The sequence below is a fragment of the Acidovorax sp. 94 genome, from assembly GCF_003634645.1.
Lineage (GTDB): Bacteria > Pseudomonadota > Gammaproteobacteria > Burkholderiales > Burkholderiaceae_C > Acidovorax > Acidovorax facilis.
Genome location: NZ_RBJA01000001.1, coordinates 2,016,620 through 2,030,701, shown reverse-complemented (window position 1 = coordinate 2,030,701; position 14,082 = coordinate 2,016,620). Strand labels below are relative to the sequence as shown.

The 14,082-nt window shown below is 62.4% G+C and carries 11 protein-coding genes; 8 read left to right on the top strand and 3 right to left on the bottom strand.

Annotated features, from left to right (window positions below; translation table 11 throughout):
• Positions 1–11: 11 nt before the first annotated feature.
• A complete protein-coding gene (locus tag C8C94_RS09415; protein WP_233573587.1) occupies positions 12–2,894 on the bottom strand; it encodes an EAL domain-containing protein in 2,883 nt (960 codons plus the stop codon).
• 388 nt (positions 2,895–3,282) lie between these two features.
• Here C8C94_RS09415 and C8C94_RS09410 point away from each other — a divergent pair, with 388 nt between their 5' ends.
• The 5 genes from C8C94_RS09410 to C8C94_RS09390 are packed head-to-tail and all read left to right on the top strand — an operon-like array spanning position 3,283 to position 8,643.
• Complete coding sequence (locus tag C8C94_RS09410) at positions 3,283–4,020, top strand: GNAT family N-acetyltransferase (protein ID WP_370449766.1); 738 nt, start codon at positions 3,283–3,285, stop codon at positions 4,018–4,020.
• A complete protein-coding gene (locus C8C94_RS09405; protein ID WP_121420533.1) occupies positions 4,020–4,889 on the top strand; it encodes a UDP-2,3-diacylglucosamine diphosphatase in 870 nt (289 codons plus the stop codon). The genes C8C94_RS09410 and C8C94_RS09405 overlap by 1 nt, the downstream gene beginning before the upstream one ends.
• Positions 4,886–5,974 (top strand): glycosyltransferase family 1 protein, encoded by a 1,089-nt coding sequence (locus C8C94_RS09400; RefSeq protein WP_121420532.1) that lies wholly within the window; start codon positions 4,886–4,888, stop codon positions 5,972–5,974. The genes C8C94_RS09405 and C8C94_RS09400 overlap by 4 nt, the downstream gene beginning before the upstream one ends.
• Positions 5,975–6,013: 39 nt before the next feature.
• Entirely contained in the window at positions 6,014–8,182 is a 2,169-nt protein-coding gene (ppk1, locus tag C8C94_RS09395) for a polyphosphate kinase 1 (protein ID WP_121420531.1), read from the top strand.
• A complete protein-coding gene (locus C8C94_RS09390) occupies positions 8,179–8,643 on the top strand; it encodes a histidine phosphatase family protein (RefSeq protein ID WP_055398215.1) in 465 nt (154 codons plus the stop codon). The genes ppk1 and C8C94_RS09390 overlap by 4 nt, the downstream gene beginning before the upstream one ends.
• A gap of 39 nt (positions 8,644–8,682) precedes the next feature.
• On the opposite strand, the gene C8C94_RS09385 is transcribed toward C8C94_RS09390, so the two are convergent.
• Together C8C94_RS09385 and C8C94_RS09380 are read right to left on the bottom strand one after the other, a co-directional pair.
• Positions 8,683–9,216: a hypothetical protein gene (locus C8C94_RS09385; RefSeq protein ID WP_121422784.1), complete on the bottom strand. Its 534-nt coding sequence runs from the start codon at positions 9,214–9,216 to the stop codon at positions 8,683–8,685.
• A 58-nt stretch (positions 9,217–9,274) separates the two neighbouring features.
• Entirely contained in the window at positions 9,275–10,753 is a 1,479-nt protein-coding gene (locus C8C94_RS09380) for a Ppx/GppA phosphatase family protein (protein WP_121422783.1), read from the bottom strand.
• Positions 10,754–11,039: 286 nt separating this feature from the next.
• Between C8C94_RS09380 and pstS the strand changes: the two genes are divergently transcribed.
• From pstS to pstA, 3 genes are all read left to right on the top strand, one after another.
• Positions 11,040–12,062: a phosphate ABC transporter substrate-binding protein PstS gene (pstS, locus tag C8C94_RS09375; protein ID WP_121420530.1), complete on the top strand. Its 1,023-nt coding sequence runs from the start codon at positions 11,040–11,042 to the stop codon at positions 12,060–12,062.
• Positions 12,063–12,173: 111 nt separating this feature from the next.
• Complete coding sequence (gene pstC, locus C8C94_RS09370; protein WP_228897760.1) at positions 12,174–13,163, top strand: phosphate ABC transporter permease subunit PstC; 990 nt, start codon at positions 12,174–12,176, stop codon at positions 13,161–13,163.
• Between the two features lie 42 nt (positions 13,164–13,205).
• A complete protein-coding gene (gene pstA / locus C8C94_RS09365) occupies positions 13,206–14,060 on the top strand; it encodes a phosphate ABC transporter permease PstA (RefSeq protein ID WP_055398211.1) in 855 nt (284 codons plus the stop codon).
• Positions 14,061–14,082: the final 22 nt, after the last annotated feature.

Genomic DNA, 14,082 nt, shown 5'->3' with positions numbered 1-14,082 from the left:
CGCGCAAGTGCCTAGCCTGACGACGACGACTGCTGCTCCTGCTGCTGGCGCAAGTAGGCCTCGAAGGCATCCGCGGGCAGGGGGCGACTGAAGTAAAAGCCCTGCGCTTCGTCGCAGCCCTGCGCACGCAGAAATTCGAGCTGCCCGTCGGTCTCCACCCCCTCTGCCGTGGTTTGCATACCCAGCGCCTGCGCCATGCGGATGATGGCGCTCACGATGGCGCGGTCGTTGGCATCCTCTTCGAGGTCGCGTACAAACGATTGGTCGATCTTGAGTTTGTAGATCTGAAAACGCTTGAGGTAGCTCAGCGATGAGTACCCGGTGCCAAAGTCATCCATCGACAGGCGCACGCCCCGGTCGTGCAGCTGGTCCATCATCGCCAGTGCGGCGGCGGGATCGTCCACGGCGGCACCCTCCGTCAGCTCCAGCTCCAGCCTGCGGGCTGGCAGGCCAGCCTGTTCCAGGCAGCGGGTCACCATCTCGGGCAACTGGGGGTGCCTGAATTGCACGGCGGAAACGTTCACGGAAACGGCCCGCAGGGGCAGGTGCAGATCCAGCCAGCGTTTGGTGTCCCTCACCGCTGTGTGGATGACCCATTCGCCAATTGCCACGATCATGCCGCTGCTCTCGGCCACGGGGATGAACTCGGCTGGCGACACCAGGCCCAGTTCGGGATGGCGCCAGCGCAGCAGGGCTTCGGCACCCACCACCTGGCGCGTGGTGAGCGAGACCTGCGGCTGGTAGTGCAGCTCAAACTGATTGCGCTCCAGCGCACGGCGCAGCGCATTTTCGATCTGGAGGGCACGGGCGGTGCGGGCTTCAAGATCGGCGGTGAAGAATCCGTACCGGTTGCGTCCGTTCTGCTTGGCACGGTACATGGCGGCGTCTGCCCGCTGGTACAGCGTGTCGAACGATTCCCCGTCGGCCGGGTACATCGCAATGCCGATCGACAAGGTGGTGGTGAGTTCGTAGGGGTCAATCTGGAAGGGCTGGGCCACGGCGGCCAGCAGCTGCGTGGCCATGTCGGCGGCGGCAGCGGCGGAAGTGGCGGGGAGCAGCAGCAGGAATTCGTCCCCACCCAGGCGCGAAACCGTGTCCTGGGGCCTCAGGAGAGACTGAAGCCTTTGTGCGACAGCCACGAGCAGGATGTCGCCGATTCTGTGGCCCAGCGAATCATTGACGTTCTTGAAGTGGTCCAGGTCCAGAAACAGCATGGCCAGCGTACCGCCGCGCGCCTGCTCGTCGGTAATGTGGCGGTGGGCGCGTTCCGCCAGGAGCGCGCGGTTGGGAAGGTTGGTGAGCGGGTCGAAGTGGGCCAGCCGTTGAATGCGGTCCTGGGCCTCTCGCTGCTGGGTGATGTCGCGGAACAGCGTGATGGAATGCGTGACAACGCCATTGCCGTCTCGCACGCTGCTCACCGACAGCCACTGCGGGTAGGTGGATGCATCCTTGCGGCGCCCCCAGGCCTCGCCCTCCCAGCTTCCGCCCTGCGGCAACTGTGCGTAGACGGTATCGGCGTGGAAGTCATCGTCGGCTCCGGCGACCGTGAGCAGACGCACGGACTGTCCTACCGCTTCGGCTTCCGTGTACCCGGTGATCCGTGTGAATGCACGGTTGATGCGCACGATGGTATGGGCCGCGTCGGCAATCACGATGGCTTCACTGCTCTGGTCAAACACCTGGGCGGTGAGTTGCAGCTGCTCCTGGGACCGCTTGCGTTCGGTGATGTCGCGCGACAGCACAATGAACCTGGGCTTTGCGCTGGGGGATGTGGCCTTGCGCGCCGCAGACAACTCAAACCAGGTGGCGCCCAGACTGGGCACATCAAGCACGATCTGCCGACCGGTGGACCAGCCCTGGGCGTGGGCTTCGTTCAGCACGTCCATCACCGACAGTGCGGCCACCGCAGGCAGTACCTCGGTCACGTTGTGCCCGACCAGCATGTCTGCGGGTGCCATGAGCAACTCAGCGCGCTGGCTGTGCACGCTGCAGTACAGGCCGTCCAGGTCAAGCTCGAAAAGCGGGTCCGGGATGGCATCGACGGTGGCACGCAACTGCTGCTGGGTGGCCTGGATCTCCGAGGTGCGCTGCGCCACCTGGTAGGCCAGACCGCGCTCATGCGCCTTCAGCTCGAAAAGCAGCCGGGCGAGGTAGGTCATCAGCAGCGCAAACAGCAAGGCCACCGCGCATCGCATGGCCAGCACGCCCGGGTCTCCCCAGCCTTTGATGGGGACCAGGCTCAACGTCCATTGTCCGTTGGGCAGCGTCAATGAACGGCCCACGGCGTCGGGGCCAGCGGGTGGGGTCGAGGCTGCGATCGTCTGTTCTTCCCCCGTGTCGGGCCGGATGCGCCACAACCTGTAGTGGTATCCCCGCTGGGTCAATTGCGGCAGTCGGGCGGCCGCCAGCACCTCGGGCAATCGGATGGTGACGTAGGTAAAGCCCCAAAAGGCACGGTGGCCCTGTGTGTCTTCCAGATAAACAGGCTGGCGCCCCACCACTCCCAAGCCACCTTGCACCAGTTCCATGGGGCCGGCCAGGGTCAGTCGGCCTGATTCCCGTGCCCTGGCGGATTCGGGGCCTTGGCGTGGGTCATTGAGCTGATCGAAGCCGACGGAGTTTTCGTTGCCCTGGCGCGGAACTACGTGCCTGACCACCCCGTTGGGTGACAGCCCCATGGCGGCGATGCCCGGATAGAACGGCAGCATCTGGGTGCCGATCTCTTCAAACTGCGTTACCTGGCCTTTTCCCTGGCGCACGAGGGCCACCAGGGCGTTGTTGGCCGACAGGGCCAGCTCGATGGCGCGTTGCAGGGCCTGCACATGGTCGCCCGCCATGTCCGCCACCTGGGTGCGCTGTTGTGCATGCTCCTGGCGCTCCAGCGCCCACACCATCACCCCTGCGCACAGCGCCGCCAGAACAAACACGACCAGTGGGCCCGTAACAGGGCTCCGGGGGCGAGCGGGGGAGGGGGCATGCACGGTGCGGGTTCCTGAATCAATTATGCAGTCCGCACGATGGCGAGCGTTGGTGCTTCTGCGTGAACGGCTGTCACGGCATTGACACGCCTCCGACATGGCGACGTCACGTCCCAATTCCACACTTGCTCGCAGGGAAAAAAGATTCCCGGCCATGGTTGGTGCCTTCAGCCCAACCCATCCTCATGCAAGGAGATGTTGCACCATGAACGAACTGTCCACCTTGACACCACCGCTGTCTGCCGAAGTTGCTTCCCCGAGAGTGCTTCAAGGAGTGGGCGCTTTGACGGGTGCTGCGCATCCGATGCCGGAACGCGGCGCTATTGAGGTGGCCTGGGCGCGCCATGAAGATGAAGTGCGCCAGGCGCAGCGGCTGCGGTTCGACGTGTTTGCGGCGGAAATGGGCGCTCGATTGACGACCCCCATTGCGGGCCATGACGTGGACCTTTTTGACGATTACTGCGAGCACTTGTTGGTGCGCGATGTCCAGAGCCAGCAAGTCATTGGGACTTACAGGGTGCTCACTCCGGCCCAGGCCCGGCGCGTCGGCGGTACTTACAGCGATACCGAGTTTGACCTGACGCGGCTGCGCTCGCTGCGCCCCCGCATGGTGGAATTGGGGCGCAGCTGTGTGCACCCCGACCACCGCCACGGCGGCGTGATCATGGCTTTGTGGAGCGCGCTGGCGGACTTTATGGTGCGCAACCAGTTGGACACGATGATCGGTTGCGCAAGCATCCCCATGCTTCACAACGGCGTCGTCAGCGGCGATGCGGCCGCCAGCATCTGGCAGCAGGTGCGAAAGACACACCTTGCCCCCATCGAATACCACGTGCTTCCCCGTTTGCCCTTGCCCGTGGAGCAACTCGACGGATCCATCACGGTGGAGCCACCGGCGCTGATCAAAGGCTACCTGCGGCTCGGGGCCCGCGTGCTGGGCGCTCCGGCTTGGGATCCAGACTTCAACACGGCAGACTTGCCGATGCTGATGCGCCTGGCGGACCTGCATCCTCGCTATCGCAAGCATTTTCTGGGGGCCTGATGCGCGCCGTATTCGATGCCCTGGGACCCTGGATGGAGCCATCCATGGGCCACGAGGACGCGGCCGAAGACGCACATGCCTCAGCCGCCGGCCATCGTCGGTACCGCGCGGTCTTTATTTCTGATCTGCATCTGGGCACGCCGGGTTGCCAGGCGTTTGCGCTGCTGGACTTTCTCAAGCACCACCCCAGCGATCACCTCTACCTTGTGGGCGACATCGTCGATGGCTGGCAACTGCGCCGCAAGTGGTTCTGGCCACAAGCCCACAACGATGTGGTGCAAAAGCTGCTGCGCCGTGCGCGCAAGGGGTGCCGGGTGGTGTTTGTGCCGGGCAACCATGACGAATTTGCCCGCGCGTTCGTAGGCCACTCGTTTGGAGGCATCGAGGTGCGGGCCGATGCGGTGCACACCACGGCGGATGGCCGCAGCCTCTGGGTCACGCACGGCGACCATTTTGATGGAGTCATCCAGTGCGCCAAGTGGCTGGCGTATCTGGGCGACAACCTTTATGAATTCACGCTCAAGCTCAACCGGTACCTCAACACACTGCGCGCCCGCATGGGCCTGCCCTACTGGTCTTTGTCGGCTTACCTGAAAGGCAAGGTCAAAAAGGCCCTGAACTACGTCACCGACTTTGAAGTGGCTGTTGCGGCTGAAGCACGCCGCAGGGGGCATGACGGCGTCGTGTGCGGCCATATCCACCGTGCCGAGATGCGCGAGATCGGTGGGACGCTTTACTGCAATGACGGCGACTGGGTGGAAAGCCACACCGCCTTGGTCGAGCACATGGACGGCAGGCTGGAACTGTTGCAGTGGCCGGCTTCTCCTGTCGCCAATATTTCCCGGGCCGAGTCGGCTGCCGTTGTATGAAAATTGCCTTGTTGACAGACGCCTGGCTGCCCCAGGTCAATGGGGTGGTCACCACCTTGCTGGAACTGGTGCAGGAGCTTGAAGCGGCCGGGCACGAGGTGCAGGTGCTGCACCCTGGCCAGTTCGCAACCCGCTCATGCCCTGGCTATCCTGGCATCGACTTGGCAGTGCGCCCGGCGAAGCGGGTGACGACGATGCTGGACGCGATGAAACCCGATGCCATTCACCTTGCCACGGAAGGGCCGTTGGGCTGGGCAGGGCGCCGCTATTGCCTGCGCAAGGGGTTGGCATTCACTACCGCTTTCCACACGCGATTTCCGGAAATACTGCATGCAGCGCTGCGCGTGCCACTGCGATGGGGGTATGCGCTGTTCAGGCACTTTCACCGGCCATCTTCGGGGGTGATGGTGCCTACGCAAGGCGTTTTGCAGATGCTGGAGCGACGGGGCTTTCGCAATCTGCGCCCATGGACCCATGGGGTGGACACACGGGCTTTTCCGTTCCACGGTGCAACCATCCAGAGCCCGCTCACGGGTGCTTTGGCGCACCCCGTCTCCTTGTATGTCGGGCGGATTTCGTACGAGAAAAACATCGAAGCTTTCCTCCAGCTGGACATACCAGGCTCCAAGGTGGTGTGCGGGGTCGGTCCACTGGAAGCTCGCCTCAAGGCCAAGTACCCGCAGGTCCGTTGGCTGGGCATCCTGGACCGTGCCGCGCTGGCGCAGGTGTATGCGGCTGCGGATGTGTTTGTGTTTCCCAGCAGGTCAGAAACCTTCGGCTTGGTCATGCTGGAGGCAATGGCCTGCGGGACGCCGGTGGCCGCCTACCCTGAGGACGGCCCGATGGAGGTGCTGGGGGCGCATTCTGGTCAGCCGCCCAAAGGGGGCGTGCTGCACAACGATTTGCTCATGGCAAGCCAGCAGGCACTGGCGATACCCCGGTCCGAAGCGCGCGCACGGGCACTCGACTTCACCTGGGCGCATGCCGCCCGGCTGTTCGATCAGTATCTGGTTCCCGCCCAAGCGCAGGGCTCGCCTCGTGTGACTGTCACAAAATCTGTCACATCTTTGTCATCTGGGCGTTAAATACTGCTGCCATCCTGCACTAGCCGCGTTTGCGTACCCATGTTGCCTTTGCCTTCCGATGATGCTCTCGTGCATGCCAACGCCTCCCCGTCGCCGGACAGTGGCACGAGCGGAGGATCCTCACAGTCCGCCAGCGCGCCCCCTCACATGTTTCTGGACAGGGACCACAGCATCCTGGCTTTCAACGAGCGTGTTTTCGACTGGGCTGTGAGGCCGGATGTGCCGCTACTGGAACGATTGCGATATCTGTGCATCGTGTCGTCCAATCTCGACGAATTTTTTGAGGTCCGTGCTGCGCCGCACATTACCGCTGCGCAAAAAGGTGAGACCAAAGGGCTCTACTCGACGGCATCGTTCGAAGCCATGGCCGCCAAAATACACAGCCTGGTGGAGCGGCAATACGCGCTGTACAACGAGTCCCTGGTGCCTGCTTTTGCCGCGCACGGGATTCGCATCGTGGGGTATGGCGAGCGATCACCCGCCCAAAAGCGCTGGGTCCACGACTATTTTGTGAACGAGGTCCGGCCACTGCTGATTCCAGTGGGGCTGGATCCGGCCCATCCGTTTCCACAGGTGGCCAACAAATCGCTGAACTTCATTGTTCGCCTGAAGGGCCACGACGCTTTCGGCAGGGAGAACGAGATTGCCATCGTCAAGGTGCCGCGTGCGCTGCCAAGGCTGATCCGCATGCCTGCCCGCGTGGCGCCTGGGGAGGCTCTTTTCGTGAGCCTCTCCAGCATTGTTCGCGCGCATCTGGAGGATCTTTTCCCGGGGCGGGAGGTCACGGAATTCTCGCAGTTCCGCGTGACACGCCATTCCGATTTGGCACTGGACGAAGAGGATGTGCGCAATCTGCGGACTGCCCTTCGCCAGGGCTTGCAACACCGGCACTATGGGCAGGCGGTACGGCTGGAGGTGTCCTCCGGGTGTTCGCAGTTTTTGTCGGATTTTCTGTTGGCGCAGTTTGCTTTGCCGGCCGCTGCCTTGTACCGGGTGCATGGCCCGGTGAACCTGGTGCGTTTGACGCAACTGGTGGATCTGGTGGATGCGCCGGAACTGCTCTTTCCACCCTGGAATTCCGCGTGGCCCCGGCAGCTGCAATCCGGCGTGTCCATCCTGGAACAACTGCGCAAGCACGATGTGCTGATCCACCAGCCGTTCGAGAGTTTTGACGGGCTCCTTGCCTTTTTGCGTGAAGCCGTCAATGACCCTGATGTGCTTGTCATCAAACAGACCATCTACCGCACCGGCGCGGACTCCGAACTTATGGACCTGCTCACCGAAGCTGTACGCCGCGGCAAAGAGGTCATGGCGGTTGTGGAACTCAAGGCGCGCTTTGATGAAGAGGCCAATATCAACTGGGCCGAGGCCCTGGAGTCGATTGGCGCCCAGGTGGTCTATGGCGTAGTGGGTCTCAAGACGCACGCGAAGATGCTGCTGGTTACGCGCAGGGAAGGGCGAAAACTGCGGCGCTACGGGCACCTATCGACGGGCAACTACAACGTACGTACTGCACGGCTGTATACCGATCTGAGCTACCTTACGGCCGATGAAGAAACCACGGCCGACATGGACGGGGTGTTCAATCACCTTGCGAGCCAGAACCGCCCGCCCAAGCTGCGCAAGCTGATGCTGGCGCCGTTCCATCTGCACCGGCGAATGCTGGAGAAAATCGAACAAGTGGGTCTGGCGGCCAGCCGGGGAGAGGATGCGCGGATCGTGGCCAAGATGAATGCCCTGACCGACGAGGCCCTGATGCGTGCTCTGATCGTGGCAGGCCAGCGCGGTGCGCGCATTGATCTCATCGTGCGGGGAGCTTGCATGCTGGCAGCCCAGGTGCCCGGGGTGACCGACAACATCCGTGTACGGTCGGTGATCGGCCGCTTCCTGGAGCACACACGTGTCTTCTACTTCCGCAGCGGGGGGGAGGAAGATCTGTACCTTTCCAGCGCCGACTGGATGAACCGCAACATGATGCGGCGTGTGGAGTTGGCCTGGCCTGTGACAGACCCGCGCCTGCGGCAGCAGATTGTGGACGAGTGCCTGGTCGCCTATTTGCATGACGACCGGGATGCATGGACGCTGAACGCTGACGGCTCCTACAGCCGAGCCCCCCGTCCGCAGGATGGGTTGGGCGCCCAGAACGCTTTAATGGTTCGCTACGGTCCAGCCCCGTCGGGGACGCGCATGGACCAGGGGGCGGCATGATGGACCTCATCCTGTGGCGCCATGCGGAGGCAGAGGAACTTGCAGAGGCGGGCGATGATCTGGCGAGGGCCTTGACGTCGCGCGGGGAAAAGCAGGCAGCGCGCATGGCGGCCTGGCTGGACCGGCAATTGCCCGAGGGCTTGCGCGTGCTTGCCAGTCCGGCCCGGCGCACCGAGCAAACGGCCAACGCCCTGGGGCGCAAGTTCAAGATGCGCGCCGAGCTGTTACCTGGTGGAACGCCTCAAGATCTGCTGGACCTTGTGCAGTGGCCGCGCGCCAAGGGGACGGTGCTGGTCGTGGGCCATCAACCCATGCTGGGCCAGACGATTGCGCAGCTGATGGGGCTGCAGGCTTCGGAATGCGCTGTGCGCAAGGGAGCTGTCTGGTGGTTGAGGCAGCGGCAGCGGCTGGACCAGAGCCAGACCTTGTTGATCACCGTCCAGTCCCCCGAGTTTCTTTGAGACCTGTTGTGCCGAGGGTATGCCTCGGTACAGCTGGGGCTACTTGCGCGAGGCTTTGGTCGACGTCTTGGTGGTGGGCGCCGGAACCGCAGGCGCGGCTTCCGCCTTGGGGCGACCTGTCTTGATGGAAGGTACTGCCTGTACCGCGCTGCGCAGGGCGGCGTCAGACATGGCGGCCAGGACCTTCAAGCCCGCGCGCAACAGCTCGCTTTTCTTCACGGGCTGGGCGAGAGCAGCCGAGCGCTGCTTCAGGGTTTCTATGACCGCGTATTCATCTTTGGGAATAGTGAAACTGTCGCGCACCAGCTTGGGCTTCTTGGCCTTGGTATCCCGGGCGGCGGCTGGCGCGGCGGGGGCCTTGGCCAATTTCGGTGTCACTTGCGTGGCGGTGGACGCCTTTTTCTTGGAAGCCGAGGCAGGCTTTGTGGCTGCTTTTTGGGGCTGCTTGGCGACAGCAGTCGTTTTGGCGGGAGCCTTGGTGGCCGCCGCAGCCGGCTTGACCGACTTTGCCGCAGTGGTGGGGGCGGGGCTGGGCGAGGGGGCTGCGGGCAGGACGGGGCTTGAAGTGGTCATGGCAAACAAACGCTTTCAATAAACGGTATAAACAGTTTATATAGTTTATTGCCAATGCTCAGGGAAGGTCAACCACCAGTTCCCAAGGGGTCTTCTGCCATGCCTGGATTTCTTCGCGCAGCAGGTGTGCAGATTGTGGAAACGCTGTAGCCCAGCCAGCGCGGGCTTTCAGAATGAAACGGTGGCCTTGAGTCTGCAATGACAAGCCTTGGGTGTCGGGGTCGCGGCGGGCGTGGCACAGTGCCACAGCCAGCCGCATGCTCAGCAGTTGAAGCACGAAGACGGGGTCTTGCAGGTCCGCTTCCAGCTTGCGGACCTTGCCGCGCTGGCCTTGAACCAAGATGCCCAAGCGGTGCAGTTCAGGGACTGCAAATCCGGCTGCATCGGTGTTGTCGAGGATGTAGGCGCCATGGCGGTGGGAATCGCTATGGGATATTAGGCAACCAATTTCGTGAAGCCGGGCCGCCCAGTCGAGCTTGCGCGATGCTCGCTCACTTCCAAAAGGCGTAGCCTGGTCAAACAGCGTACAGGCCGTGCGCGCAACCCGTTCCGCGTGCTCCATGTCCACCCCAAACCGCTGCATCAGGCCGTTCACGGTGGCGGTGCGCAGGTCGGTTCCGGGTTGTTCGCGGTCCAGCAGATCGTAGAGTGCGCCTTGGCGCAAGGCGCCCTGGGCCACCTGCATCTGCTCGATGTCCAGCAGATCAAACACGGCGCGCAGTACGCTGATCCCTCCGCCAATGACGGCGCGCCGCTCTTCCTTGAGGCCTTCCAGCCGGATGCGATCCGCAGATTGGGCGCGCAGCAGGCGTTCTTGCAGCCAGTCGAGGCCTTCGCGGGTGATGAGTCCTTGGGGGCCGCCCGCAGCTGCAAGCACGTCGCCAACGGCGCCAGCTGTGCCGGATGATCCGTAGGCCACCTCCCAGGCATCTGGCTGGAAGGTTTCCAGCGCTTCGTCCAGCACGGCCTTGGCTGCAATTTCGGCCGCCAGGAACGCCTGCGTGGTGAACTCGCCACTGGCAAAGTAGCGCTGCGACCACGCTACGCTGCCCACGCGGTACGAGGCCACGGCATGGGGCGTGAATTGCTGGCCCAAAATGAGTTCGGTGGAGCGCCCCCCGATGTCCACCACCAGGCGGCGCTCGTCGGACTGCGGGAGCAGGCGGGCGACGCCCTGGTAGATCAGTCTCGCTTCTTCGGGGCCGGAGACGACGTCGATGGGATAGCCAAGCACTTCGCTCCCGCGTGACAGAAACTCTTCCCGGTTGCGTGCTTCGCGCAGGGTCTGGGTGGCCACGGCGCGAACCTGCGAGCGCGGAAAACCCGCCAAGCGCTCTCCAAATCGCGCCAGGCAGGCCCAGCCGCGCTCCATGGCGTCGCGGGTCAGATTGCGGTCTTCGTCCAGGCCATTGCCCTGGCGCACGGTCTCCTTGAGGTATTCCACCCTCTGGATATGACCGAACTCATAACGCCCGATTTCAAGGCGAAAACTGTTGGAGCCGAGGTCGACTGCGGCGAGGCGTGTGCCGTTCTGCATGTTTTTCTGGTTGGAGCTTCGTTCGGCATGGTACCGCGAGCGTTGGGTGCGCCCGCGCAAAGCGCATCACCACCAGGACGGCGGGAGAGCTGGTCGTGAGACTGTGATCTTCGCCAGTGTCTGTGGCTTGTATGACAAATCAATGACAACGGTACTGATGTTGGACGGGGATGGAATGCCTGTGTTGCAGTTGCTGGGATGGGGGAGGGTTGTGTCACTGAATTGTCATCTTGGAGCCCTAGAGTTCAGCCTGTTCCTGTCAACCCTAGCCAAAAGGTACTGAATAATGAAACGCACATTTCTCAAAACCGTCGCTGTAGCACTGGCCTCCATGGCTGTAGGCAGTGCTTTTGCGGCGGACATCACCGGCGCTGGCGCAACCTTCCCGTTCCCCATGTACGCCAAGTGGGCTGAAGCCTACAAAAAGGAAACGGGCACGGGGCTGAACTATCAGTCCATCGGCTCTTCCGGCGGCATCCGCCAGATTCGCGCCAAGACCGTGGCCTTTGGTGCATCCGATGCGCCAGTTTCCGGTGCTGATCTGGAGAAGGACGGCATGGTGCAGTTCCCTGCAATCATTGGTGGCACGGTGCCGGTGGTGAACCTCGAAGGCTTCAAGCCCGGCGAGCTGCGCGTGACGGGCCCTGTGCTGGCAGAAATCTTCCTGGGCAAGATCGCTAAGTGGAATGACGCCAAGCTGGCCGCACTGAACCCGGGCAAGACCTTGCCGGACCAAAACATCACCGTGGTTCACCGCGCTGATGGTTCGGGCACCACGTTCAACTGGACCGACTACCTGTCTGCTGTCAGCAAGGAATGGGCAGACTCCGTGGGCAAGGGCGCTGCCGTGAAGTGGCCTGCTGCGTCGTCGGTGGGTGGCAAGGGCAATGAAGGCGTGGCCGCCAACGTGACCCGCGTGAAGGGCGCTGTAGGTTATGTGGAATACGCCTACGTCAAGAAGAACAACATGAACTTCCTGCAGCTCCAAAACGCTGACGGCAAGTATGTGAGCCCTGATGACAAGACCTTTGCCGCAGCCGCAGCCAGCGCTGATTGGTTCAGCGTTCCTGGCATGGGCATCTCGATGGTCAATGCCAAGGGTGCAGAAAGCTGGCCTGTCAGCACAGCCTCGTTCATCCTGATGTACAAGGACCCTGCGGACAAGGCGCAGTCGGCTGAAGTTCTGAAGTTCTTTGATTGGGCGTTCAAGAATGGCAAAGGCATGGCCACGGAGCTGGACTATGTGCCGCTGCCTGACAGCCTGACCGCCGAGATCCGTTCCAAAGTCTGGTCGCAGATCAAGAAGTAAGTCAGTCTGCCCCAGAATACCCCCCATCGGCCGCCTTGGCTGGCCGATGGGTGCTGGTTTGTGGGGATCTCCAGAAGCCAGATGGGAGTCAACATGAGCGTGGGAACCACCATGAGTTCGCAACCCGGGTCCGCCAAAAAGACGGACGCCCCTACGGAGTCGATGGTATCGATTGCCAGGCGGCAGCGTCTTCAGGACATCTTTTTTCATCGGTTGACCCAAAGTCTTTCGCTGCTGGTGCTGGCGGCGCTGCTGGGGATCATCGTCTCTCTGTTTATCTACGCTTGGCCGACGTTCCATAAGTTCGGTGTCCAGTTCATCTGGCGCGTGGAATGGGACATCATCAATGAAGAATTCGGTGCTGCGATTGCCATCGTCGGCACCCTGGCCAGTGCTGGCATTGCGCTGCTGATTGCGGTGCCTCTGGCTTTTGGCATTGCCCTTTTTCTGACGGAAACTTGCCCGGTCTGGCTGCGGCGCCCCCTGGGCACCGCAGTGGAGCTGTTGGCGGCCGTCCCCTCGATCATCTACGGCATGTTCGGTCTGTTCGTATTTGCCCCGCTGTTTGCTGATTACTTCCAGATGCCGGTGCAAAAGCTGCTGGGCTCCATGCCGCTGGTGGGCTTTCTGTTTGGCGGCAGCACCAACGGCTTTGGCATCCTGGCGGCCGGTATCGTGCTCGCGTTCATGGTGCTGCCGTTTGTGGCGGCAGTGATGCGCGACGTGTTCGAGATTGTTCCGCCCATCCTGCGCGAGTCTGCCTATGGCCTGGGCTGCACGACCTGGGAAGTGGTGCGCCGCGTGGTGCTGCCTTACACCCAAAAGGGCGTTATAGGCGGAATCATGCTGGGCCTGGGCCGCGCTCTGGGGGAGACCATGGCCGTGACCTTTGTGATCGGCAACGCCAACCGCATGCCGACATCCCTCTTTTCGCCGGGAACCTCGATTGCCTCTACGCTGGCCAACGAGTTCGGCGAGGCGGCTGACTTCCATCTTTCCACGTTGTTCGCGCTGGGTTTCCTGCTGTTCGTGATCACCTTCGTGGTGCTTTCGGCCGCCAAGATCCTGATGCTGCGTGCTGAAAAGGCCAAGGGCCTTTGAGTCCTCACGCCCTGACCATGAACCTCTTTTGAGACAAGCTCCATGGAATTCAACCAACAACTCTACAAAAAGCGCCAGCGCTCCAACGCCATCGGGCTAACCCTTTCCCTGGGGGCGATGGTGCTGGGTCTGTTCGTGCTGCTCTGGATCCTGAGCGTGCTGCTGTCCAACGGCTTTGCTGCGCTGGACTGGAACATGTTCACCCAGTCCACGCCGGCACCCGGATCGGAAGGCGGCGGGCTGGCCAATGCCATCGTCGGTAGCCTCATGATGGTGGGTTTTACCGTGCTGGTATCCACACCGATTGGTGTACTGGCTGGCGTGTACCTTGCGGAATACGGCGACCAGAGCAAGACGGCTGAACTCACCCGCTTTGTGACCGACATCATGTTGTCCGCGCCCTCCATCGTGCTGGGCCTGTTCGTCTATGCCATTGCCGTGGCGACGGTCGGCAACTTCTCAGGTTGGGCCGGTAGCCTGGCCTTGTCGCTGATCGCCGTACCGGTGGTGGTCCGTACCACCGAGAACATGCTGCGCCTAGTTCCCGGCAGTCTGCGCGAGGCTGCTTTTGCACTGGGTGCTCCACGCTGGAAAGTGTCCACCATGGTCACCCTGCGTGCTGCGCGCAGTGGCGTGATGACGGGCTTGCTGCTGGCTGTGGCCCGCATCAGTGGCGAGACTGCGCCGCTGTTGTTCACGGCGCTCAACAACCAGTTCTTCAGCACCAACATGAATGCCCCCATGGCCAACCTGCCGGTGGTGATCTTCCAGTTTGCCCTGAGCCCTTACGAAAACTGGGTGCGCCTGGCCTGGGGTGGGGCTTTGCTCATCACGTTGTCGGTGCTGATCCTCAACATCGTGGCGCGGGTTTTCCTGCGCGAGAAGAGCCGAGCCTGACCTGTCGGCCCATTACGCAGAC

What these genes read in the sequence shown, in the direction of transcription:
- C8C94_RS09415 (WP_233573587.1), bottom strand. Translation starts at nt 2,894, where the DNA reads ATGGTGTGGGCGCTGGAGCGCCAGGAGCATGCACAACAGCGCACCCAG.
- C8C94_RS09410 (WP_370449766.1), top strand. Translation starts at nt 3,283, where the DNA reads ATGCCGGAACGCGGCGCTATTGAGGTGGCCTGGGCGCGCCATGAAGAT.
- C8C94_RS09405 (WP_121420533.1), top strand. Translation starts at nt 4,020, where the DNA reads ATGCGCGCCGTATTCGATGCCCTGGGACCCTGGATGGAGCCATCCATG.
- C8C94_RS09400 (WP_121420532.1), top strand. Translation starts at nt 4,886, where the DNA reads ATGAAAATTGCCTTGTTGACAGACGCCTGGCTGCCCCAGGTCAATGGG.
- ppk1 (WP_121420531.1), top strand. Translation starts at nt 6,014, where the DNA reads ATGTTGCCTTTGCCTTCCGATGATGCTCTCGTGCATGCCAACGCCTCC.
- C8C94_RS09390 (WP_055398215.1), top strand. Translation starts at nt 8,179, where the DNA reads ATGATGGACCTCATCCTGTGGCGCCATGCGGAGGCAGAGGAACTTGCA.
- C8C94_RS09385 (WP_121422784.1), bottom strand. Translation starts at nt 9,216, where the DNA reads ATGACCACTTCAAGCCCCGTCCTGCCCGCAGCCCCCTCGCCCAGCCCC.
- C8C94_RS09380 (WP_121422783.1), bottom strand. Translation starts at nt 10,753, where the DNA reads ATGCAGAACGGCACACGCCTCGCCGCAGTCGACCTCGGCTCCAACAGT.
- pstS (WP_121420530.1), top strand. Translation starts at nt 11,040, where the DNA reads ATGAAACGCACATTTCTCAAAACCGTCGCTGTAGCACTGGCCTCCATG.
- pstC (WP_228897760.1), top strand. Translation starts at nt 12,174, where the DNA reads ATGAGTTCGCAACCCGGGTCCGCCAAAAAGACGGACGCCCCTACGGAG.
- pstA (WP_055398211.1), top strand. Translation starts at nt 13,206, where the DNA reads ATGGAATTCAACCAACAACTCTACAAAAAGCGCCAGCGCTCCAACGCC.